This is a genomic window from Micromonospora sp. NPDC003241 (assembly GCF_053589795.1).
Genome location: NZ_JBSFSO010000021.1, coordinates 42,083 through 64,756 on the forward strand (window position 1 = coordinate 42,083; position 22,674 = coordinate 64,756).

The 22,674-nt window shown below is 71.9% G+C and carries 22 protein-coding genes; 14 read left to right on the plus strand and 8 right to left on the minus strand.

Translation table 11 applies throughout. The features are described 5' to 3' along the window. Positions 1–96: 96 nt before the first annotated feature. Positions 97–558: a PH domain-containing protein gene (locus tag ACWDVW_RS18175; RefSeq protein WP_449950095.1), complete on the plus strand. Its 462-nt coding sequence runs from the start codon at positions 97–99 to the stop codon at positions 556–558. On the opposite strand, the gene ACWDVW_RS18180 is transcribed toward ACWDVW_RS18175, so the two are convergent. Next, the gene (locus ACWDVW_RS18180) at positions 542–1,453 is read right to left on the minus strand and encodes a rhomboid family intramembrane serine protease (RefSeq protein ID WP_449950098.1); all 912 of its coding nucleotides are present in this window, start codon (positions 1,451–1,453) and stop codon (positions 542–544) included. The two genes, ACWDVW_RS18175 and ACWDVW_RS18180, sit on opposite strands and share 17 nt — an antisense overlap. A 143-nt stretch (positions 1,454–1,596) precedes the next feature. Then, positions 1,597–2,127 carry a peptidylprolyl isomerase gene (locus tag ACWDVW_RS18185; protein ID WP_350698069.1) on the minus strand — a complete coding sequence of 177 codons (531 nt, stop codon included), beginning with the start codon at positions 2,125–2,127 and terminating at the stop codon, positions 1,597–1,599. Between the two features lie 59 nt (positions 2,128–2,186). Here ACWDVW_RS18185 and ACWDVW_RS18190 point away from each other — a divergent pair, with 59 nt between their 5' ends. After that, the gene (locus ACWDVW_RS18190; RefSeq protein ID WP_449950101.1) at positions 2,187–3,002 is read left to right on the plus strand and encodes a hypothetical protein; all 816 of its coding nucleotides are present in this window, start codon (positions 2,187–2,189) and stop codon (positions 3,000–3,002) included. Between the two features lie 54 nt (positions 3,003–3,056). Here the strand turns inward: ACWDVW_RS18190 and corA are convergent, their stop codons facing one another. The 3 genes from corA to ACWDVW_RS18205 all read right to left on the minus strand — a co-directional run bounded on the left by corA (position 3,057) and on the right by ACWDVW_RS18205 (position 6,322). Then, positions 3,057–4,115, minus strand: coding sequence for a magnesium/cobalt transporter CorA (gene corA / locus ACWDVW_RS18195; protein ID WP_449950218.1), 1,059 nt, complete (start codon positions 4,113–4,115; stop codon positions 3,057–3,059). A gap of 470 nt (positions 4,116–4,585) precedes the next feature. After that, positions 4,586–5,680 carry an aminotransferase-like domain-containing protein gene (locus ACWDVW_RS18200; protein ID WP_449950104.1) on the minus strand — a complete coding sequence of 365 codons (1,095 nt, stop codon included), beginning with the start codon at positions 5,678–5,680 and terminating at the stop codon, positions 4,586–4,588. A gap of 147 nt (positions 5,681–5,827) precedes the next feature. Next, complete coding sequence (locus ACWDVW_RS18205) at positions 5,828–6,322, minus strand: ester cyclase (RefSeq protein WP_449950107.1); 495 nt, start codon at positions 6,320–6,322, stop codon at positions 5,828–5,830. 137 nt (positions 6,323–6,459) lie between these two features. Here ACWDVW_RS18205 and ACWDVW_RS18210 point away from each other — a divergent pair, with 137 nt between their 5' ends. The 5 genes from ACWDVW_RS18210 (at position 6,460) to ACWDVW_RS18230 (ending at position 10,230) form a co-directional block, all read left to right on the plus strand. After that, a complete protein-coding gene (locus ACWDVW_RS18210) occupies positions 6,460–6,909 on the plus strand; it encodes an NUDIX domain-containing protein (protein WP_449950110.1) in 450 nt (149 codons plus the stop codon). Next, positions 6,906–7,673 (plus strand): hypothetical protein, encoded by a 768-nt coding sequence (locus tag ACWDVW_RS18215; RefSeq protein ID WP_449950113.1) that lies wholly within the window; start codon positions 6,906–6,908, stop codon positions 7,671–7,673. Before ACWDVW_RS18210 ends, ACWDVW_RS18215 begins: the two co-directional genes overlap by 4 nt. 73 nt (positions 7,674–7,746) lie before the next feature. Beyond that, a complete protein-coding gene (locus ACWDVW_RS18220; protein ID WP_396744151.1) occupies positions 7,747–8,478 on the plus strand; it encodes a phosphocholine cytidylyltransferase family protein in 732 nt (243 codons plus the stop codon). Further along, the gene (locus tag ACWDVW_RS18225; RefSeq protein ID WP_449950116.1) at positions 8,466–9,533 is read left to right on the plus strand and encodes an iron-containing alcohol dehydrogenase family protein; all 1,068 of its coding nucleotides are present in this window, start codon (positions 8,466–8,468) and stop codon (positions 9,531–9,533) included. Before ACWDVW_RS18220 ends, ACWDVW_RS18225 begins: the two co-directional genes overlap by 13 nt. Then, positions 9,517–10,230, plus strand: coding sequence for a CDP-alcohol phosphatidyltransferase family protein (locus ACWDVW_RS18230; RefSeq protein ID WP_449950119.1), 714 nt, complete (start codon positions 9,517–9,519; stop codon positions 10,228–10,230). The genes ACWDVW_RS18225 and ACWDVW_RS18230 overlap by 17 nt, the downstream gene beginning before the upstream one ends. A 590-nt stretch (positions 10,231–10,820) precedes the next feature. Here ACWDVW_RS18230 and ACWDVW_RS18235 read toward each other — a convergent pair. Then, on the minus strand, positions 10,821–12,278 hold the full coding sequence (locus tag ACWDVW_RS18235) for a glycosyltransferase family 4 protein (RefSeq protein ID WP_449950121.1): 1,458 nt from the start codon (positions 12,276–12,278) through the stop codon (positions 10,821–10,823). A gap of 24 nt (positions 12,279–12,302) precedes the next feature. Here ACWDVW_RS18235 and ACWDVW_RS18240 point away from each other — a divergent pair, with 24 nt between their 5' ends. The 7 genes from ACWDVW_RS18240 to ACWDVW_RS18270 all read left to right on the plus strand — a co-directional run bounded on the left by ACWDVW_RS18240 (position 12,303) and on the right by ACWDVW_RS18270 (position 21,272). After that, on the plus strand, positions 12,303–13,163 hold the full coding sequence (locus tag ACWDVW_RS18240; RefSeq protein WP_449950124.1) for an Fpg/Nei family DNA glycosylase: 861 nt from the start codon (positions 12,303–12,305) through the stop codon (positions 13,161–13,163). A 325-nt stretch (positions 13,164–13,488) separates the two neighbouring features. Continuing rightward, positions 13,489–15,000: a sugar transferase gene (locus ACWDVW_RS18245; protein ID WP_396744154.1), complete on the plus strand. Its 1,512-nt coding sequence runs from the start codon at positions 13,489–13,491 to the stop codon at positions 14,998–15,000. 39 nt (positions 15,001–15,039) lie between these two features. Beyond that, positions 15,040–16,266, plus strand: coding sequence for a sensor histidine kinase (locus ACWDVW_RS18250; RefSeq protein WP_449950127.1), 1,227 nt, complete (start codon positions 15,040–15,042; stop codon positions 16,264–16,266). Further along, positions 16,263–17,042, plus strand: a complete 780-nt coding sequence (locus ACWDVW_RS18255) for a LytR/AlgR family response regulator transcription factor (protein ID WP_396743530.1) — start codon at positions 16,263–16,265, stop codon at positions 17,040–17,042. Before ACWDVW_RS18250 ends, ACWDVW_RS18255 begins: the two co-directional genes overlap by 4 nt. A 196-nt stretch (positions 17,043–17,238) precedes the next feature. Continuing rightward, the gene (locus ACWDVW_RS18260) at positions 17,239–18,996 is read left to right on the plus strand and encodes a carboxypeptidase regulatory-like domain-containing protein (protein WP_449950131.1); all 1,758 of its coding nucleotides are present in this window, start codon (positions 17,239–17,241) and stop codon (positions 18,994–18,996) included. Positions 18,997–19,205: 209 nt separating this feature from the next. Beyond that, a complete protein-coding gene (locus tag ACWDVW_RS18265) occupies positions 19,206–19,631 on the plus strand; it encodes a hypothetical protein (protein ID WP_449950223.1) in 426 nt (141 codons plus the stop codon). Further along, a complete protein-coding gene (locus ACWDVW_RS18270; RefSeq protein WP_449950134.1) occupies positions 19,632–21,272 on the plus strand; it encodes a sodium:solute symporter family transporter in 1,641 nt (546 codons plus the stop codon). A 28-nt stretch (positions 21,273–21,300) separates the two neighbouring features. Here the strand turns inward: ACWDVW_RS18270 and ACWDVW_RS18275 are convergent, their stop codons facing one another. After that, entirely contained in the window at positions 21,301–22,122 is an 822-nt protein-coding gene (locus ACWDVW_RS18275) for a hypothetical protein (protein ID WP_449950137.1), read from the minus strand. Next, complete coding sequence (locus ACWDVW_RS18280) at positions 22,115–22,615, minus strand: SigE family RNA polymerase sigma factor (protein ID WP_449950140.1); 501 nt, start codon at positions 22,613–22,615, stop codon at positions 22,115–22,117. The genes ACWDVW_RS18275 and ACWDVW_RS18280 overlap by 8 nt, the downstream gene beginning before the upstream one ends. Between the last annotated feature and the right edge of the window lie 59 nt (positions 22,616–22,674).

Genomic DNA, 22,674 nt, shown 5'->3' on the forward strand with positions numbered 1-22,674 from the left:
CCTGGGCTGCTCCCGATCCTACGCCGCCGTCGCGGCGACGTCGCCGCCCGTGGACACCGGCATGCCGGTCACCTGCCGCGCTGGCATGCTGGTCGGGTGACGTTCGAGACGGTCGCCCGGCAGTGGCGGGTACGCGCCGCGCTGCCGATCCTCAAACTGGCCGGCGCGGTCGGCGTACTCGCCCTGGGACTGCTGCTCGCCGACGGTGACCTCCTCCGGCCGGCAGTCGGCGTACTGGCCGGCGCGGCCCTCGCCGCCTGGGGCGTACGGGACCTGATCGCACCGGTCCGGCTCGCCGTGGACGCCGACGGCGTCACCGTGCCGACCGGCTGGTGGACCGGGCGACGGCACCTGCCCTGGTCGACGATCGAGACCATCGAGGTGAACCGCCGGGCCGGGCGCGGGGCGAGCGGACCGGTGTTGGAGATCGACACCGGCGGGTCGCTGCACCTGTTCACCCGGCAGGACCTGGACACCGACCCCGACGAGGTGGCCGACGCCCTCCGGGCCGCCCGACCGACCGACCAGTCCGGCGGTGGGCTCAGCCGAGCAGGGTGAAGGTGCGGAACAGGGCCAGCACCAGCAGCACCACCATGAGGAACGCGCCGCCGGTGAGCTGCACCAGCGTCCGGTGGGACCGGGGTGCGTACGCCAGCACCAGCGCCATCAGCGCGCCGAAGACCAGGCCGCCCAGGTGACCGGCGATCGAGATCTGCGGCACGGTGAACGTGAAGATCAGGTTGATCACCAGGATCGGCACGATGGCTGACGTGTCCCGACCCAGCCGCCGCATGATCACGAAGGTCGCCGCGAAGAGGCCGAAGATGGCGGTGGAGGCACCGGCCGACATCTGGTTGGGCGCGCTGAACACGTACACCGCGACGTTGCCGCCGAAACCGGCGATGAAATAGAGCGCGATGAAGCGCAGTGGCCCGAGCACCGCCTCCAGGGACCGACCGAGGACCCAGAGCGCCCACATGTTGAGCAGCAGGTGCACCACGCCGTAGTGCAGGAACATCGCGGTGACCAGGCGATACCACTGACCCTCGGCGATGCCGCCGATGCTGCCGTCGAGGAACATCGCCCGGCCGAGCACCGCACCCCACTCGGTCAGCGGGGTGCTCCCGCCGAGCAGGCCGCCGAAGCCTGAGCCACCGGCCGCCGCGTCTCCGCCCCGGTCGGAGGCGATCGAGATCAGCATCACCACGAGGTTGATGCCGATCAGCGTCTTCGTCACGTACCCGAGCCGACCGGTCTCGCCACCACCGAAGGCGGTGCGCGCCGGGCGCACGCTCCGGCGTCCCTGCGCCACGCACTCCGGGCACTGGAACCCGACCGACGCCTCGTTCATGCAGTCCGGGCAGATCGACCGGTCGCACCGGGTGCAGCGGACGTACGTCTCCCGGCCCGGGTGGCGGTAACAGACCGGTGTGGTCGGCGGGGATTCGCTCACCGGGTGACCCAGGTGCCCGAGCGCTCAGTCATGCGAGCAAAGGTACCTCGGACCACCGATGGGACGGGTCAGGCGACCGTCCGGCCGGTCGGTGCCCGCCGCGCCCAGGCCCGGGCGGCGGGCACCACCTGTGGCGGCCGGTGTCAGGCCGACTGCCGCTCGATCTCGACGCGCTCGATGACCACGTCCTGCAGCGGCCGGTCGCTCGGACCGGTCGGCGTGTTGGCGATCGAGTCGATCACCTTCGCGGACTGCTCGTCGGCCACCGCACCGAAGATGGTGTGCCGGTTGTTGAGGTGCGGGGTCGGCGAGACCGTGATGAAGAACTGCGAGCCGTTGGTGCCCGGCCCGGCGTTCGCCATCGCCAGCAGGTACGGCCGGTCGAACCGCAGCTCGGGGTGGAACTCGTCGGCGAAGGTGTAGCCCGGACCACCACGACCGGTGCCGGTCGGGTCACCCATCTGGACCATGAAGCCGCTGATCACGCGGTGCGAGATGGTGCCGTCGTAGTACGGCCCGTTGCCCGGCTTGCCGGTCCGCGGGTCGGTGTACTCACGCGTGCCCTCGGCCAGGTCGACGAAGTTGCGAACCGTCTTCGGCGCGTGGTTGGGGAAGAGCTCCAGCCGGATCGGGCCGGCGTTGGTGTGCAAGGTGGCGTAGACAGCCTCGGCCACGGGTACTCCTTATTCGTTGGTCAGTTCCTTGCGGATCCTCCCATGTGCCCGATCTGGACATGCGGAGGCATCCGAAGGTGGAGGATGAGACGAAGCAACTCCCAGGAGGTGGGACCGTGTTTGGAATCGGGCGCCGCAGGACTGAGGGGCAGTTGGCCCGGGCCGAGCTCAATCGGGGGATCGGTCACCTGAGGCTGGCCGCCACGCACGCGGCGAAGGGAGCCGGGTCCACTGTCGGCCCGCGCGTCCAGACGGCCCGCGACGCGGTGGCACCGACCGCGGTGCTGGTCCGGGACCGTGCCACGAGCGGCCTCGCCACCACGGCCGCCGCCATGGCACCCCTGGCCCTGGCCGTGCGCCACGCACAGGCCGAGGCCGCCGGTCGGGCCGCGTCAGGCAAGAAGGTCGTCGCCAAGCAGGCCGCGGCCGCCAGGAAGGTCAAGGCGAAGAACATGAAGAAGATGAAGCGGAAGAAGTCCCGCCGCAGCGGGACCATGCTGGCCGGGATGCTCGCCGCCGGCGTGGTGGCCGGGCTGGCCGGGGCGATCGCCCTGCGACGCCACCGCGAGCAGCAGGAGTGGACCGAGTACGACGCGACCACCGCGCTGGAGCCGATGCACGAGGAGGTGGAGACCATCGAGGTGCGTACGACCGCCCCGTCGGGCGTCGCGAAGGCGTCGACCGGAGCCGGCAGCTCGACGGTGGTCTCCGGTGACAGCGCGTCGACCACCGCGCCGCCGAAGCCGTCCCCGGTGACGCCGACGGACAAGGTGCCGTCGGTCGCCGAGGGTGCCCGGACCACGAGCGGTCGTCCCGCCGACGACCTCACCACCGCCCTGAGCAAGGCGCCCAGCAAGTCCAACGGGCGCGCCTGATTTCGCGGTCCCGCCTCCGCCCCGCCACCTCGGCGGGGCGGGCGGGCTGCGGGTTCAGAGCCAGTCGTTGCGGCGGAACCACCGATAGAGCGTCAGCGAGATGGTGAGCATCAACGCCAGCACCACCGGGTAGCCGTACACGATCTTCAGCTCGGGCATGAACTCGAAGTTCATGCCGTATATCCCGGCGATCGCCGTCCACACCGCCGCGATGGCGGCCCAGGCGGCGATCTTGCGCATGTCGTTGTTCTGGTCGACGGTCACCTGGGCCAGTCGGGCCTGCAGGATCGAGTTCAACAGATCGTCGTACGAGTTGACCTGCTCGACGGTGCGGCTGAGGTGGTCCTGCACGTCGCGGAAATAGCGACGGACCTCCTTGGGCACCTCGCGGCTCATCTGGGCGGTGAGCGCGAGCAACGGCCGCTGCAACGGCATCACCGCCCGCTTGAACTCCACCAGCTCCCGCTTCATCTGATAGATCCGCTGGATCCGGCCGCTGGCCTGCCGGTCGAAGACCTCCGTCTCCAGCACGTCCATGTCGTCTTCGAGCTGGTCGGCGACCTCCAGGTACAGGTCGACCACCCGGTCCGTGATCGCGTACGCGACCGCCCAGGGGCCGTGCAGCAGCAGCTCCCGCCGCGCCTCCAACTCCTCGCGGACCGGCGCCAGCCGGCAGGCGTCACCGTGCCGGACGCTGATCAGGAAGTGCGGGCCGATGAAGAGCATCACCTGCCCGGTCTCCACCACGTCGGTCTTCTCGGTCAACTCGGTGTGCTCGCAGTAGCGCGCGGTGCGCAGCACCAGGAAGCTGACCTCGCCGAAGCGCTCCAGCTTGGGCCGCTGGTGCGCCTTGACCGCGTCCTCCACGGCCAGCTCGTGCAGCCCGTACGTGGCGGCGATCTCGCTCATCTCGGCCAGGTCCGGCTCGTGCAGACCGAGCCAGACGAAGCCGTTCTCGGCGCGCCGCGCCTCCGCGAGCGCTTCGGCGTAGCCGCAGTCACCGCCCTGCCGTCGCCCGTCGAGATAGAGCGCGCAGTCGACCACGGCGCTGCGTCGAGGACCCGCCGGGGCCTCCACCCGCTGGGAGCCGTCCGGGTTGAGCCGGCGGGTCACCGCGCGTACCGGTGACCAGGCGCGGGACCGCGGCGACCGGGCGAGCGGCGGCGGGACCGGCTGGGCGTCGGTCTGGTCACCGCCGGTGGAGGCGGTCCCCTCCCGCTGCATCCGCTCCGTCATCACGCCCCCGTCCGCGCTCGGCTGCGGCTTGCAGGGTACGCCGCCGTACCGATCATGGCGGTGGCGCGGCGGCGGAGGGGTGGCGCCGGACGGACCGGATCGCATCGGGGGGTGAGGGGGCGATCCGGCCCGCCCGGCGCCGTGGGGGCGGGGGGTTGTGCTGACCGCGTCACACCACAGTGCGGGCGGCCGGGCCGCACCCCGACATCGGCGTCACGGCGGCCGGAACCGGCGTGACCTGCACTACATGTGGTGAAGGACGCTCGCAGCATTGTGGGCCGCCAGCCGCCACAGCGGGAGTCCCGGGCGCACCGGTATCGCCGTTCTGTCGGAAACCCGACAGATTTTCAGCCTCGGACCGCCTCCATCGCCTCGGCCAGGCGTCGGACTCCCTCGTCGATGCGGTCGGCGGTCACCGCCGAGTACGCCAGGCGAAGCGCGTGCCGGCCACCGTCCACCACGAAGTCGCTGCCCTTGACCACCGCGACGCCGCGCTCGGCCGCCGCCGGGGCGAGCTTGTCGACGAGGACGTCCTCGGGCAGCTCGACCCAGAGGAAGTAGCCGCCGTCCGGCTCCACGAACCGGGCCTCGGGGATGTGCCGCCGCAACGACTCGGCCAGCGCACCGGCCCGCTCGCCGAGCGCCGCCCGGACCGTCTCGATCGACCGGGCGATGTCGCCGGAGACGCAGAACTGGTGCACGATCGCCTGCGCCACCATGCCCGGCGAGATATAGAGGTTGGTGGCCTTCTTCGCGATGTCGGCGATCAGGTCGGCCGGACCGACCAGGTAGCCCACCCGGACGCCGGGGCAGACCGTCTTGGTGAAGCTGGAGGCGTGCACCACGACGTTCCGGGTGTCCAACGACAGCATCGACGGCAGCGACTCACCCCGGAACCGCACGTCGGCGTACGGGTCGTCCTCGAAGATCGTGAAGCCGTACTCGGCGGCCAGGTCGAGCAGCTCACGCCGCTTGTCCTCGGAGAGCGTCACGCCGGCCGGGTTCTGGTAGTTCGGGATCACGTGCGCCAGGCGCGGCCGCACCCCGGACTCCAGCAGCTTGCGCAGCTCGGCGGTGTCCAGACCGTCCGGCTGGATGGTGACGCCGTGCACCTCGGCACCCATCCGCTGCAGGTTGAGCAGGGTCCGGTCGTAGGTCGGCCGCTCCACCACCACCGCGTCGCCCGAGCGGACCAGGTGGTCGAAGAGGAAGGCATCGGCCTGCAACGAACCGTTGGTGATCAGCACCTGCTCGGCCGTGACCCCGTGCTTCTCCGCGATCCACTGGCGCAGCGGCAGGTAGCCGACGGAGGTGCCGTACGCGGTCACCCCGGCGGGATCGGCGTCGAACGCGCGGACGGCGGCGGCCTTGAGCCCTTCGACATCGACGATGTCCAGAGAGGGGGCGCCACGGGCGAAGGAGATCAGCTGCTCGGCGGTCATGGCTGTTCAGCGTACGGGCGGCGGCCGGGTGAGCGCGTACGGCACGGCGATGTCCGCATCCTGAGCCACCGAGTCGGGTGAACCGGTGCGGACCGGGCGTCCGGCCCGCGCGGACCGACCGAGTAGCAGGTCAGGCCGGACGACGGATCAGGCCGCGACCGCCTGGGGCGCGGCGGTGAAGGCGGGCTCGTCGGCGAGCGACCGGTCCGGGGCCTGCTGGCGGGACAGTCCGGCCACGTGCAGGCCGAGCAGCGCGATCAACTGTCCCCAGTCGAAGTAGGACCGCCAGGCGGTGATGCGGCCCCGGCGTACCCGGACCATGTCCACCACCTCCCAGGAGACGGTGCGTCGGGTGGGGGCCACCGTGCCGAAGGGGGTGTGCAGTACACCGGTGTGGGTGCCGGTGATCCGCTGCTCGACCGCCGCCCCACCGGCCGTACGCACCGAGCCGAGCAGGTCGACCCGCAGGTCCGGAAAGGCACCCGTCCAGGTACGCAGCAGGGCGGGCAACTCGACCGGCCGGACCGTCACCCCGGGCATCGCGTAGTACCCGTCCCGGGCGTACAGGTCGGGGAGTCGGGCCACGTCCCGTCGCAGGAGCATGGCGTACTGCTGCTCGACCAACTGGTCCGCGCCGCGCATGTCGACCTCCTCGCGTGCGCGTCTCGGCCCGCGCCCGCACCCAACCCATACCCCCGGTCCGGCCGGTCCACACCAGTGGAGAAGTCCGCCCGAGCGGACATCGCCGCAGCTCGGCACCGGCGGCTACTGTTCTTGGGGTGTCCACCGAGCCGCTGCGCTGCGCCGGAGCGCTGATCGTCCACCCCGACGGGCGCATCTTCTTCCAACGCCGCTCGCCACACCGCCGTCTCTTCCCGAACAGTTGGGACATCGTCGGCGGGCACCTCGAACCCGGCGAGACCTTCGAGCAGGCGCTGCGCCGGGAGGTCACCGAGGAGACCGGCTGGCGGGTCTCGGAGATCATCGCGCTGGTCGGCGAGTACCGGTACGTCGGCGACGACGGCCTGGCCCGAGTCGAGAGCGACTGGCTGGTCCGGGTCGACGGCGACCTGACGGCGCCGGTCCTGGAGGTCGGCAAGCACACCGAGTACCGCTGGCTCGGCCCAGCCGACCTCGACCTGCTCGACGAGGACCGCGACGTCAACGACGGGCTGATCCGGCGGATCGCCGAGGAGGCCTTCGAACTCCTGGGTCCGACCGGTTCGTGAGCGACAGCGTCGGGCTCGCCGCGCACCGGTACGTGGCGCTGGTCGCCCCCGTCCTCGACCGGGTCGTCCGCGCGGCGATACAGGCCGGTCAGGACGGCGGCGGAGCGGAACTCAGCCAGCGGTATGGCGGCATGCCCGCCACCAGCTTCCTGGTGGAGATGCGGACCCGCCTGGCGGCCGGTGGCACGGTCGACGGTGCCGGATTCGCCGCGATCACCCGGTACCGGGACCCGATCGCCTGTCAGCGGGCGCTGGACCGGCACGTCGCGTACGGGATGATCCACCGGCGGCCGGACGGCGGGCTCACCGCCACCGAACGCGGCAGCGCGTTCCTCGCCGAGCTGTACCAGGTGCACGCCGAGGTGACCGAGGAACTCTGGGCCGGTCACGACGACCGGGTGCAGCGGTTGTCCGACACCACCGGGCGGCTGCTGACCGCCGCCCTGTCGCCGCGCGGTGACGAACCGGTGCCCAGCCCCGGCGCGTTCGACGCGGTCGCCCCGCCGTACGAGCCGGACGGCACCCCGTCGGGCGTGTTGCTGCTCAACCGGCTCGGCACGCTGCGGTACCACCGGGCCGACGCGCATACCGACGCCTGGGCGGCCGCCGGCCACACCCCGGCGAGCATCGCCGACCTGACTGACGGGTCGCAGTGGCAGGCCATCGAACTGGAGACCGACCGGCGGGCGGCCGGCCCGTACACCGCGCTGACCGCCGAGGAGCGACTGACCTTCCTCGCCGACCTGGCGGCCCTGCCCGGCTGACCCCCGACAGCCGACCGACGCGCGGCGCTATCCTCCTTCGGTGAACGCCGTGAGAACAGGAACTGATGTCGGCATGGTCGGGATGGTGCTGGCGGCCGGGGCCGGGCGCCGCCTGCGCCCGTACACCGACACGCTGCCCAAGGCGCTGGTCCCGGTGGACGGCGAGATCACCATCCTCGACATCGCGCTGCACAACCTCGCCGAGGTGGGGCTGACCGACGTCGTCGTGGTGGTCGGCTACGCGGCGGACGCGGTCCGCGAACGCCAGGCCGACCTGGAACGCCGCCACGGCGTGACGCTCACCCTCGTGCACAACGACAAGGCCGAGGAGTGGAACAACGCGTACTCGCTCTGGCTGGCCCGCGACTGGTTCGCCCGGGGCGTGCTGCTGGTCAACGGCGACACCGTGCACCCGGTGAGCATCGAGAAGACGCTGCTGGCCGAGCGCGGGCCCGGCGTACTGCTCGCGGTCGACACCCTCAAGCCGCTGGCCGAGGAGGAGATGAAGACCACCTTCGACGCCGCCGGGCAGCTCACCCGGATCACCAAGCTGATGGACCCGGCGCAGGCGTACGGCGAGTACATCGGCGCGACGCTGATCGAGCCGCAGGTGGCCGGGGCGCTCGCCGACGCGCTGGAGGCGACCTGGCGACGCGACCCGAACCTGTACTACGAGGACGGATACCAGGAGTTCGCCGAGCGGGGTGGCGAGGTCCGCGCCGCGCCGATCGGTGACGTGTCCTGGGTCGAGGTCGACAACCACGACGACCTGGCCCGGGCGCGGGAGATCGCGTGCCGTTACTAGCCCGCACGGTCACCACACCGCTGTCGATCGAGGTCCGCCGAGGGGCCGTGGCCGACCTCGGCGCGTTGCTGGCCGACCGGCGGATCTCCGGCGGTGGCGACGTCGCGCTGGTGGTCGGCCCCGGACAGGGCGAGAAGATCGCCGACCTCTGCCGACCGTCGCTCGGCTCGGCCGACATCTTCACGGTGACCGGCGGCACCGTCGACTCCGCCAACGAACTGGGCGACCAGCTCCGGCGCCGGCACTACGACGCGGTCGTCGGCATCGGCGGTGGCAAGACCATCGACACCGCCAAGTACGCCGCCACCCGCTACGCCATCCCGATGGTCACCGTGGCGACCAGCCTCGCCAACGACGGCATCGCCTCCCCGGTGGCGTCGCTGACCCACGAGGGCGGCAAGGGCTCGTACGGCGTGCACATCCCGATCGCCGTCCTGGTCGACCTCGACTTCGTGGAGAACGGGCCGGACCGGCAGACCCAGGCCGGCATCGGCGACGCGGTGAGCAACCTGAGCGCCTGCGCCGACTGGGAACTCGCCCACCAGGTACGCGACGAGCCGATCGACGGGCTCGCCGTGACGCTCGCCCGGACCGGGGCCGAGGCACTGGTCAACCACCCCGGCAAGATCACCGACGACGCGTTCCTCACCACGCTGGCCGAGGCGCTCATCCTCGGCGGGATCTCGATGTCGATCTGCGGTTCCAGCCGCCCGGCGAGCGGCGGCGACCACGAGATCTCACACGCCATCGACCACCTGTACCCGGGCACCGGCTCGCACGGCGAACAGGTCGGCCTCGGCGCGTTGTTCTGCACCTTCCTCCGGGGCGACCTGGAACGCTTCGGCCAGCTCAGCAGGTGCCTGCACCGGCACGGCCTGGCCGTCCGGCCGGCGGAGCTGGGCCTCACCGACGAGCAGTTCGTCGAGGCGGTCGCCTTCGCACCGCGTACCCGACCGGACCGCTACACCATCCTCGAACACCTCGCGTTGTCCGCTGACGACATCCGGACCCGGCTGGGAGACTACGTTGACGCCCTCCGTGAGCACCTTGGCTGAGCCTTCGCACCCCACGGTCGCCGACTTCCACCGGGTGAACCGGGGTGGTGGCCTGTTCAGCGAGTCGGTGAGCCAGTGGATCGGTGCCGTCTTCGCACTGGTCGCCCAGCGGCTCGGGCTGCGGCCGACCGCGTTGACCATCACCAACCTGGTGCTCGGGCTGGCCACCTCGGTCACCGTGGTCGCGCTCGCCGGACCGGTCGCCGCCGGGGACGTACCCGCCTGGGTGGTCGGGTTGCTCGCGCTGCTCGGCTGGCAGATCGCGTACGCCCTGGACTGCGCCGACGGTCAGCTCGCCCGGGTGACCGGTCAGGGCAGCGCGGCCGGGGCCCGGGTCGACGTGCTCTGCGACGTGGCGGCCCAGATCGCCCTGGTCGCGGCGCTCTCCGCGACCGCCGTGGCGCAGGTGCCGTCGACGCCGGTGTGGTTGGTGGCGGCCTTCGCGGGCACCTGGATGGTCAACCTGGTGACCTCGGTGATGCAGTCCGGCCCGAACGCGGCCAGCATGGTCACCTCCACCAGCCTGCCGGTCCGCCTGGCGAAGCTGGTCCGCGACTACGGCGCAGTGATCTTCGTGGCCGCGTTGGTGCTGGCCTTCGCTCCGACGCTCGTGTTCTGGGTTCTCGTGGCGTTCACCGTCGTCAACGGCGGGTTCCTGCTCGCGAGCATCGCCTTCTCCGCCCGTGCCTCGCTCTGACAGGCAGGTAAGGAAGGGCACCTTATTAACGCCTCGTGCATAGCAAGGGCCCCCTGTTAACGCGGCCAGCCGACTTACGCGGCCGGCCGACGGCCCGCCTGACGCGGCAGCCGACAGACCGTCGGCGCAGGGCCAGCGACACGTGCCGAGCGCGCCCCGGCCTCCAAGATCGTGCTCGATCCAGGATCGAGTGGCATCGACGCGCCGTGATAGCCACTCGATCGGGGATCGAGTGGCTACCGGGTGCCATCACGACCGGTTGCGCTCGTCGCTTCCGAGGGAGTCGACGAACGCGCAGCAGCCGTAGGCGCCGACGCCGGCACGGGCCTCCGATGAGGTCAGGCCCGACCAACGGGCCCGAGCGCACCTCGCTGCACGCCATCCGCTCCCGCCCTGGGCAGACCTCGCTCGCCGATCATGGAGTTGCGGCTGTCGACTCATGCCGCTTTGCGCCCTTTTGGGACTGCCGCAACTCCATGATCGACGCAAGAGACGCGGGGCACGCGCGGGGGACACGCGGGCATCCGTGGGGTGGAGGGGTGCACGGGGGCGCAGGGAGCGGGGGCGCGGGGCGCAGGGGGCGGGGGTGGTCAGCGGAGGGAGGCGTAGACGTCGATGAGGCGCTTGGTGACCACCTCGGGGTGGAAGGTGCGGTCGTAGCGGGCACGGGCGGGCCCGGCCAGGGCGGCGGCTCCAGCGGCGGCCACCGGCAGGGCGGCGGCCAGGGCCGCCGGGTCGGGCGGTACCACCCAGCCGGCTTCCCCGGCGCGGATCCCGGCCGGCAAGGCACCCGCCTGACCGGCGGAGTCGACCTGACCGACGGATCCACCGGAGCCGACCGGGCCAACGGGACCCAGGCCACCGGAGCCCAGACCACCGGAGCCAGCCGGGCCAGCAAGACCAACCGGGCCGACCAGGCCAGCGGGACCCAGGCCCGCGGGACCCAGGCCACCGGGGCCGGCGAGGCCATCGGAGCCGACCGGGCCGGCGGGGCCGCCGGGGCTGGGCGGGGCCGACGCCGAGGCGACCACGGCCGGGCCGGTGCCGGCGGGTTCGCGAGGGGTGTCGGCGCCGACCAGGTACGGGATGCCGCCGAGCGCGGTGCCGAGCACCGGCCGTCCGCTGGCCAGCGCCTCGATGATCACGGTGGGGAGTACGTCGTGCCAGGTGGAGGTCGCCAGCACCACGGCGCTCGCGTTCAGCGCCTCGCGGACTCCGGCCCGGTCGAGCGGGCCGAGGAAGGTGACGTCGGCACGTTCGGCCGCCGCCGCCTCGACCAGTGGGCGCAGTTCGCCGTCACCGGCCACGCGCAGCGGACCCAGCGCGCCGTCCGGGTGCCGCCGCCATGCCTCCAGCAGCAGGTCGAGCCCCTTCTCGGGGGAGAGCCGACCGAGGAAGAGGAAGCCCCGACCCAGCGGCGCGGGGGTGCCCGGGTCCGGGATGGCGTTGGGCTTGACCACGATCCGCTCATCCGGGATGCCGTAGTCGCGCAGGTGGTCGGCGACGGCACTGGTCAGCGCGATGAACCGGTCCACCGACTTCCAGGTGCCCCGGTGCACCGCCAGGGTGGTCGCCATCAGTGCGCTCTGCACCCGCGAACCCCGGTAGCAGCGGTGCACCACCGCAGGTACGCCCAGCGTCCGACCTCGGCAGTCCTGGCAGATCACCCCGTCGCGGAAGTACAGGCCGGAGGAGCAGACCTGGCGGTAGTTGTGCACCGTCTGCACCACGGGCACGCCGTGCCGGTGCGCGGTCCGCACCACCCAGGGCGAGAGCAGCGGGTACGGGTTGTGCAGGTGCAACACGTCCGGACGGTGCTCGGTGAGCAGCCGACTCAGGTCCTGCTGCGCCTGGGGGGCGTAGATCGGGGAGATCGGCAGCAGCGCCTTCGCCGACTTCGGCATCGACGGGATCTCGTCGGAGCTGCGCAGGAACGGCAGCACCTCGACGCCTGCCGCCGCGAGCTGGGCGATCTCCACGTCGACGATGGTGTTCTCGCCGGACGGCTGGGCTTCCCGGTACCGGTTGTGCGCCACCACAATCTTCACGGCAAAGAAGGCTACCGTTGACCTGTGCCCGAACTACCGGAGGTGGAGGCGCTCGCAGGCTACCTGCGGCAGCGCGCGGTGGGCCGGCGTGTCGACCGGCTGGAGGTCGCCGCGATCAGCGCCCTGAAGACGTACGACCCGGCGCCCAGCGCGGTCGTCGGCCGGACCGTGACCGACGCCCGGCGGCACGGCAAGTTCCTCGACGTCGTCTTCGACGGCGCCCTGCACCTGGTGGTCCACCTGGCCCGCGCGGGTTGGCTGCACTACCGGGAGGCGTTCGCCTCGACCGTCCCGCTTCGTCCCGGGAAGGGGCCGATCGCCCTCCGGGTACGCCTCGACGACGGCTCCGGCTTCGACCTGACCGAGGCCGGTACGCAGAAGAAGCTCGCCGCCTATCTGGTCACCGACCCGCAGGAGGTGCCCGGGGTGGCCAAGCTCGGGCCGGACGCGGTCGCCGCCGACCTGGGCACCTTCGCCGAGGCGCTGCGCAGCCGCCGGGGCCAGGTCAAGGGGATACTCACCGACCAGTCCGTCCTGGCCGGGGTGGGTAACGCGTACTCGGACGAGATCCTGCATGCCGCGAAGCTGTCGCCGTTCGCGCTGACCGACCGGCTCAGCGACGACCAGATGGCGACGCTGCACGCGGCGACCCGCCGGGTGCTCGGCGACGCGGTGACCCGCTCGCTGGGGCAGCGCGCCGCAGAACTCAAGGGCGAGAAGCGGTCCGGGCTGAAGGTGCACGCCCGCACCGGGCTGCCCTGTCCGGTCTGCGGGGACACCGTCCGGGAGGTCTCGTTCGCCGATTCGAGCCTCCAGTACTGCCCCACCTGCCAGACCGGCGGCAGGCCGCTGGCTGACCGACGGTTGTCCCGACTTGTACGGTGAGTGACGTTGCTCATCGACTACGGAGCGGAATCGGACGTGGGTGCCGAACCGCCGCTCGGACGCTCTACCCGGGCCACAATCCATCGGTATAGTGGCCCGGTCCCCGGCTTCCGGACGGCGCGAAGTCGGCCAGATCCCAGGCGAACACGAGTCTGTCGCGCAATGTCCTCCGGGTCGCCGACGGGCGCGGACCCGCGTGGGAAGCTGGAACGGTGGGCGACGCGAGCCCTCACAGCGAGTGAGCGGCGCGTGTCATGCGGGAGGACATGGTGAGGTGACGACTAGCCTCCAGCGCCCGGTGACCAACGAAGGCCGGAGCAGATTCGTGCGGCACGTCGACAGCTTCGAGATCCAGCCGCCGACCCCACCCTCCACCAGCGGCGTACCGCGATCGGTGTGGGCGCGGGCGCGGCGACGCGTCTCCCGCTGGCACCGTCCGTACACGGCGATCCTGCTGCTGCTCGACTTCGCCGCCGTCGCCTTCTCCAGCTACACCGCGATCCACAGCTTCGACCAGGCCACCGCCGGTTTCTACGACGCGCAGAACGACCCGACCTGGTTCTTCACCGTCGCCTTCCTGCTGTTGCCGTTGGGTTGGCTGGTGGTCCTGTGGTTCAACGGCGCCTACGACCGGCGTTGTCTCGGGCTCGGGCCGGACGAGTTCAAGCGGGTGATCCGCGCGGGGGTCGCGGCCTGCGCCACGGTGTCGTTCCTCGCCTTCGCCACCAAGACCGACCTGTCCCGGTTCACCGTCGGCACCGCCCTGCTGATGGCCCTGCTGCTGATCCTGCTGGGCCGGATCCTGGCCCGTTTCGTGCTGCACGTGGTCCGACGCAACATCCAGCAGGCGGCGCACCGGATGGTGCTGGTCGGCACGCTGCCGGACTGCCTGGAGGTCTACACGGCGGTCACCCGCAACCCGTCCGCCGGGCTGGTCCCGGTCGCCATCCACATCACCGACGGGTACGCGGCAGCCCGGGGCGTGCAGACCCCCGTCCCGGTGTACGCCGGCCGCGACGTCCTGGCACTGGTCCGCGAGGTCGGTGGCGACACCATCGCGGTCTGCGGCTCGGCCAGCTCCGAGCCCGGCGAGCTGCGTCGACTGGCCTGGCAGTTGGAGGGCTCCGGGGTCGACCTGGTGGTGGCCCCGCAGTTGACCGACATCGCCGGCCCCCGGGTGCACATCCGCCCGATCGAGGGTCTGCCGCTGCTGCACGTCGAGGAGCCGACCCTGTCCGGGCCGGCGCTGCTGGCCAAGAGCATGATGGACCGGATCGCCGCCGGCCTCGGCCTGCTGATGCTGGTGCCGGTCTTCATCGCCATCGCCGTCGCGATCCGGATCTCCGACCCGGGTCCGGTCTTCTTCCGCCAGCCCCGGGTGGGGCACGAGGGACGGACGTTCCGGGTGTGGAAGTTCCGCACCATGTACGTCGACGCGGAGGACCGGCTGGCCAGCCTGACCGACCAGAACGAGACCGACGGCATGCTGTTCAAGATGAAGCAGGATCCCCGGGTCTTCCCGGTGGGCCGCTTCCTGCGGGCCTCGTCGCTGGACGAACTGCCTCAGTTGATCAACGTGCTCAAGGGTGAGATGTCGCTGGTCGGGCCGCGTCCGCTGCCCGCCGACGACGGTGACTTCCTGGGCGACGTACGACGTCGACTGCTGGTCCGTCCTGGTATGACCGGCCTGTGGCAGGTCTCCGGCCGCTCGGACCTGTCCTGGGACGAGGCCGTTCGACTGGACCTCTACTACGTCGACAACTGGTCGCTGGCGTACGACCTGAGCATCCTGTGGCGCACGGTGGGCGTCGTGCTGGCCCGCAAGGGCGCGTACTGACTCTTGGCCCGGCGGCCGGAAACGACCAGGATCGTCGGCGTGGGTGGCAACCTCTCCGCCGTCGTCGGCGTCATCTCCCTGGTCGCCGTGCTGGCCGGGGCCCTGTACGCCGTCGGTCGGCTGCGTGGTCGCCGTGGCATCGCCACTCCCGGCCAGCGGGCCACCTACGAGGTGCTGCACACCGCCGGGCTGGCCGCCGAACCGCTGCGTGCCGGGCTGAACCCGGCCGGCGCGGCCAAAGCCGCCCGCCACCTGCGCACCCTGGTCGGTGCCGAGGGGCTGGCGTTGACCGACACCGACGACCTGCTCGCCTTGGACGGGCGGGGCGCACACCACGGTGACCAGCTACGCGCGGCGGCCCAGCGGGTGGTGGCGTCGGAGCGCTCGACGGTGCTCGGCGAGGCGGAGCTGTTCTGCGACCGCGTGGACTGCCCGGTGCGGGGTGCGGTGGTCGCCCCGCTGGCGGGCGCGGAGGGCCGGATCGCCGGTGCCCTGGTCGCCGTCACCGACGGGGTCCCCGCCCCCGGTCTGGTGCAGGCCACCCTGGAGACCGCCCAGTGGGCGGGCAGCCAGCTCGCCCTCGCCGAACTGGACTCGTCCCGGGAGCGGCTGGCCCGCGCCGAGGTACGGGCGCTGCGGGCGCAGATCAGCCCGCACTTCATCTACAACGCGCTGACCGCGATCGGCTCGTTCGTCCGGACCGACCCGGAGCGGGCCCGGGAGCTGATCCTGGAGTTCGCCGAGTTCACCCGCTACTCCTTCCGCGCGCACGGGGAGTTCACCACGCTGGCCGAGGAGCTGCGGTCGATCGACCGCTACCTGACCATCGAGCGGGCCAGGTTCGGCGACCGGCTCCAGGTCCGGCTCCAGATCGCCCCCGAGGTGCTGCCGGTGACCCTGCCGTTCCTCTGCCTGCAACCACTCGTGGAGAACGCGGTCCGGCACGGCTTGTCGCGCAAGCCCGGTACGGGCATGGTGAGCATCGAGGCCCGGGACGCGGGAGCCGAGTGCCACATCACGGTGGAGGACGACGGAGTGGGGATGGATCCGGCCACGTTGACCGCCGGGATCGCCGAGCTGGCCGGCGCCACCGGCGACCCCGGCGACGACCCGGGCCAGCACGTCGGCCTCTCGAACGTCGACGAACGGCTCAGGTCGGTCTTCGGTGACGGTTTCGGCCTGGTCGTGGAGACGGGCCTGGGCTCGGGAACGAAGGTGAGCATGCGGGTGCCGAAGTTCCACCCCGGCGTACGGGCCGGATCGTGACCGGCAACGGCGGCCCAGCCGCCCCCGGTTTCCTGCGCGTCCTGGCGGTGGACGACGAACCGCCCGCGCTCGACGAGTTGGCGTACCACCTGCGCGCCGACCACCGGGTGGCTCGCCTGCACACGGCCGGCGACGCCACCGAGGCGCTGCGGGTGCTCCGCGACGGCGACATCGACGTGGTCTTCCTGGACATCCGGATGCCCGGCCTGGACGGCATGGAGCTGGCCCGGGTGCTGCGCCGGTTCGCCCGGCCACCGGCGATCGTCTTCGTCACCGCGTACGACGACGGCGCGGCCGACGCCTTCGACCTCGGCGCCACCGACTACGTCCGGAAGCCGGTCCGGTCCGAGCGGCTCTCCGAGGCGTTGCGCCGGGTGGTCGGCTCGCGGGTGGTGCCCTCCCACCCGGCCGCGCTGGCCCGGGCCGAGGAGGACCCGACCATCCCGGTCGAGTTGGCCGGCAGCACCCGGATGCTGCCCCGTTCGGCGGTGCGGTGGGTGGAGGCGCAGGGCGACTACGCCCGGCTGCACACCGTGGACGGCGCCCACCTGGTCCGGGTGTCGCTGGCGACGCTCGCCGAACGCTGGGCCGACGCCGGTTTCGTCCGGATCCACCGGTCGTACCTGGTGCAGCTCCGGCTGATCGCCGAACTGCGGCTGGTCAACTCCGGGTACGTGGTGGTGGTCGACGGCACGGAGCTGTCGGTGAGCCGGCGGCACATCCGGGAACTCAAGGACAAGCTGGTCCGCGCCGCGAAGCAGGAGTGGAGCCGCTGAGCGTCGGGCGGGCCGCTTATCGGGCCGCGCGCAGATCGCTGCTGGTCTATCCTCCTGCTGCCGGTCCGGTACGGGGCGCGGGACCGGCGCGGGCGCAGTGCCTGCACGGGCCGCCCCGCACCCTCACGTTTGGACGCAGATGCAGCTAACCCTCATTCGCCGTGCCGTACTGGCCGGCGTAGCCGTGGTGGCCGTCGTGGCATCAGGCAGCACACCCGCGATGGCCGGTCAGACCGACCAGGCGACCGGGATCATCTCCGGCCACATCCGAGACGCTCACGGCGAACCCGTACCCGACCTGTGGCTCGATGCCCGGGAAGTCGAATCCGGCGACTGGGCCGGCGCGACGACCGATTCCGAGGGCCGGTACGAGATGGCCGTAGCGGCGGGCCGTTACCGGCTGAGTTTCGCGCCGATCGAAGGCTCGTACCAGAGCCAGTATGTGCCGGCCAAGGTCGACGAGGAGAGCGCCTCGGTCTTCGAGGTGACCGCCGGGTCGGAGATCGAGGTCGACGACACGGTGCTCCCCGTCGGCACCCTGTCAGGCCGGTTCACCACGGCTGCCGGCGCACCCCTGAGCCGCGCACAGGTCTACTTCTACGCCGCGAACGACGAGAACATGCAGAGCGTGCACTGGGCGACCACGGGTGCGGACGGCGCTTTCGAGGTCCTCCTGCTCGCCGGCGCGTACAAGGTCGGCCTGTTCACCGACGAGCGACACCAGTACTACCCGGGACAGCTCGCCCCCGATCTGGCAGACGTGGTGACCGTGCGGGGCGATCAACGGACCACCATCACGGACAGCCTTCTCGGAACGGGGGCCATCCGGGTCACGGCCGTCGACTCGGTGACCGGTGCCGCCGTCGCCAACTTCTGCGCCAACGACGTGTGCAGCAACGGTGGCGGGACGGTGACCGTCACCGGCCTGCCGCAGGGACGGCACGACCTTTCGCTGTACACGCCCGACAGCCGGTACTTCTCCCGGGAGCGCAAGGACGTCCGGGTCCGCGCCGACCGGACCACCGACCTGACCGTCAAGCTGCGGCCGGGGGCGATCATCGCGACCACCGTGGTGGACCGGCAGAGCGGCGCTCCGGTGCGGGACGTCTGCCTAGATGCCTTCCTGCCCAAGCGGGTGACGCTCCGCGACGGGTCCGGCAACTGCAGCGACCGGAACGGCCGGATCCAGATCGGCCCGCTCACCGCTGGTGAGTACCGACTCTTCGCCAAGCCGCTGAACGAGACGTACGGGCGGCAGTGGGTCGGCCCGGACGGCGGCACCGGAGACGAGCGTGCGGCGGCCACCGTCACGGCGACGCCCGGACAGGTCACCACCGGGCCGGTCGTACGCCTCGACCGTGCCGGCCGGCTGACCGGTCGGGTCACCGACGCGCAGACCGGAGCGCCGCTGGCGTACGCGGGCGTGTCGGTGTTCACCGGCCACCCGGGTGCCGGGGCGGAGGACGCACGCACCGACGAACAGGGCCGCTACACGCTGACCCGGCTCGGTCCGTACGAGTGGCCGGTGTCGTTCGGTCGAGGCTCGTACGCCACCGTGTGGTCCGGCGGATCGGCGACCCGCTTCGCGGCCACTCCGGTGCCGATCACCGCTGCCGCCACGGCGACTCTCGACGTTGCGCTCACCCCGGGCGTGCAGCTCAACGGCACCTTCCGTAACACCGACGGCCAGCCGTTGCGCAGCGGTTGGGTCGTCGCGCACAGCGTCGAGACCGGCGACATCACGGGTGCCGGCTGGCTCACCGACGGGGTCTTCTCCATGCGGATGACCGGTCGACAGCGGGTCTTCTTCAGCTACGACGTCTCGTTGGGCGAGGACCAGAGGTACTCGGGCCGCTACCTGGTGACCGACCCTGACGGCACCCCTCGTCTGGCCCGGTTCACCGTGCCCGCGACCGGGTCGACCGGCGTCGATCTGACCATCTCGACCAGCTGAGACACCCGTGACCCGGGGGCGGTCACCGCCCCCGGGTCCACCGGGTTATCCACAGGCTGCATCGGTTGTCCACAGGTTGTGCACAGCCCTCTTGACATTCCCGTCCGGCGGACGAGACTGCCGGGGTGGCCGCTGCCGACGATCCCGTCCCGGCGCCCGGGGCGGCGGCACGGCCCGGGGCGCAGCCCCGCCACGCCGACTCCGGTCGGGTGCCGCCGCAAGGCGGGCCCTCGACACCGCCGCAGGGCGGGCACTCCGCACCCGAGGTACCGGCGCGTACCCGGGTGGTGCTGGCCGAGGTGTCGCAGCGGCAGCGCCCGGCGGCCGGTACGCACACCGAGCTCACCCAGCAGACCCGGGTCGGTGAGGCCCTGGTCCGGGGACTGGTACGCGCCCAGTTGGCGCTGGCGTTGCAACTGTCGGCGGTGGTGCTGGTCGGGCTGGGCGGCCTGCCGTTGCTGTTCGCCATCGCGCCGTCGGTCGGGCGGATGACCGTGCTCGGCGTCAACCTGCCGTGGCTGCTGCTCGGCGCGCTCTCCTTCCCGTTCCTGGTGGCGGTGGGCTGGACGTACGTACGGCTGGCCGAGCGCAACGAGCAGGACTTCACCGACCTGGTCCGGCGGCCGGAGCGCTGAATGGGCAACGACCTCGTCGTACCCGCGATCGTGGCGGTCACCCTGATCACCCTGGGGATCGGGTTCTACGGGCTGCGGCTGGCCCGCACCACCTCCGACTTCCTGGTCGCCTCGCGGGTGGTCAGCCCGACCTGGAACGCCGCCGCGATCGGCGGGGAGTACCTGTCGGCGGCGAGCTTCCTCGGCGTGGCCGGGCTGGTCCTCAAGTACGGCGTCGACGTGCTCTGGTACCCGGTCGGTTTCGCCGCCGGCTACCTGGCCCTGCTGCTGTTCGTGGCCGCACCGCTGCGCCGCTCCGGGGCGTTCACCCTGCCCGACTTCTGCGAGATGCGGCTCGGTTCCCGCCGGTTGCGGACGCTCGCCACCATCTTCGTGATCTTCATCGGGTGGCTCTATCTGGTGCCGCAGTTGCAGGGAGCCGGGCTGACGCTGGCCACGCTGGCCGGCTCGCCGTACCCGGTGGGTGCCCTGGTGGTGGCCGCGGTGGTGACCGCCAACGTGGCGCTCGGCGGGATGCGCGCGGTCACCTTCGTGCAGGCGTTCCAGTACTGGCTCAAGCTGACCGCGCTCGCCGTACCCGCGATCTTCCTCGCCCTTCAGTGGCAGGCCGACGGGCGTCCGCCGGTGACCCCGCCCGACGGTCCGACGTTCCGGACCGCGACCACCGTCGTGGTCGAGCACCGCGCGGTGCTCACGCTGCCCGACGGTGAGACCCGGGAGGTACGCCCCGGCGACGAGTTGACCTTCGCGGCCGGTGAGCCGGTGCCGGAGGTCTCCGGGGTGGCGACCGGATCCGCCGAGTGGCTGCTGCCCAGCACCGCCGCCGACGACGACCGGGGACTGTTCGCCACGTACTCGCTGATCCTGGCGACCTTCCTGGGCACCATGGGGCTCCCGCACGTCCTCGTACGCTTCTATACGAATCCGGACGGCGCGGCCGCCCGCCGGACCACGCTCGTGGTGCTGGCGCTGGTCGGGGTCTTCTACCTGTTACCCACGATCTACGGCGTACTCGGCCGGATCTACACCCCGCAACTGCTGGTCAGCGGGCAGACCGACGCGGTGGTGGTGCTGCTGCCCGAAGCCGCGCTCGGCGCCGGGACCACCGGTCGGCTGCTGGCCGCCCTGGTCGCCGCCGGCGCCTTCGCGGCCTTCCTCTCCACCTCGTCCGGCCTGCTCACCAGCGTCGCCGGGGTGATCTCCACGGACGTGCTCGGTCGTGGCTCGGTACGCGGCTTCCGGCTGGCCACCGTGATCGCGGGCGGAGTGCCGACGGTGCTCGCGTTGAACGTCTCCGGGCTGGACGTCTCGCAGGTGGTCGGGCTGGCGTTCGCCGTCGCCGCGTCCAGCTTCTGCCCGCTGCTGGTGCTCGGCATCTGGTGGCGTGGGCTCACCGACGCGGGCGCGGCGGCCGGCATCCTGGTCGGCGGCGGCGCCGCGGTCTCTGCGGTGCTGGTCACCGTGCTCGGCCCACCGCTGTCCGGCTGGCCCGCCACCCTCACCGCCCAGCCCGCCGCCTGGACGGTGCCGCTGGCCTTCACCGTGATGGTCGCCGTCTCCCTCGCCACCCGCCGCCGCGCCCCGACCGACATCGCCCGCACCATGCTGCGCCTGCACGCCCCCGACGCCCTCCGGCGGTGACCCGGCGATCCGGGGCACCGCCGCAGGATCAGCAGGTGTCCGTCCCGGCGCAGAGCCGCCAGGCCGCCGCCCGCCCCAACTCGACGGCCGCCGCCGTGTCGGTGATCTCGTTGTGCCAGACCTGCGTGACCAGATCCCCCTGACGGACGAAGACGTAGAAGAGGGCCGGACCGGCGTTGTGTTGCGCGCGGACCACCAGAGATTCCTCACCGGCGAATCCGGCGGCGACCACCCACATCGACACGTACTTGTCGCCGCACGATTCGACCCGGTCGAGCACCAGACTCTGGTAACGAAGCGCGTCATCGACCGCGAGACGAGCCACGCGCTGCATCACGAAATTGCTGCGGGGCTCGGGATCCCGCAGGTACCGGTCCCGTTCCGCCCGAGTGACCAGCCGCATCAGCGGGTGGTCCGGGTTCACGCACCGATCCGCGCTGTCCGTGAAGGCCCAGTCGTCGTCACCCTCGGAATCGTCCGCCTGGTAGCCGGCCGGCCCGTCACCTTCCTGGAGCATGGCGGCAGCGGGCACCGCCGGGTCGGCGGCACCGACCAGCGGGCGGCGGTTCCCGGTCGGAGAGGTCGGCACCGTCCGAAGCGGGCCGGCGCTCGGGCCGGTCGACTCCGTCGGCGCAGGACCCGCCGGTCCCATCGGGGCGGTCGCCTCCGGGCTGCCGGAGAGGACCACTCCGCCGGTGGCCACCACCGCCACGGCCACCGCCGCCGCGAGGACGGACATCATCCGGGTACGCCGGGCACGCTGCCGCCCCCGGTGCGTGACCTGGTCGATCGACGCCCAGGTCAGCCGCTCGGTGTCCCGAAGGAGGTCGGTGAAGAGCGGATCAGGCATTGCGGATCTCCTCGGGAAGATCGGTGTCGAGCATCGCGGCCAGCGCCCGACGACCTCGGGCGAGTCGCGCCTTGACCGTGCCGGCGGGCGCGCCAGTCTGGCTGGCGATCTCCGCGACGGAGAGATCCGCGAGATGGTGCAGCACGATCACCTGCCGCTGCTCGACGGAGAGCCGACGCAACGCGGCGACCAGGGCCACAGTGTTCTCCGAGGGCGGCGGGACCGGCGAGGCGCTCCCGTGACGGCGGTACGCCACCACCCCGTTGCGCATCTTGCGCCACCGGTTGATCAACAGGCGGTGTCCGACGATGCGTACCCACGCCTCCGGGTCGGCGTACCCACTGATCCGGGACCATCGCTGCCAGGCACGGACGTACGCCTCCTGGGCCGCGTCCTGGGCCTCGGTCAGGTCGCCGCCGAGCGCGTAGAGCACCGTGACCACCCGATGCCTGCTGGTTCGATAGAACTCCTCGAACCCGTCGTCCCCGTCCAATGGCCCTCCCCGTCCGGATCTGATTCATTCACCCGTCAGCAGGGCGTCCGGTTGCACAC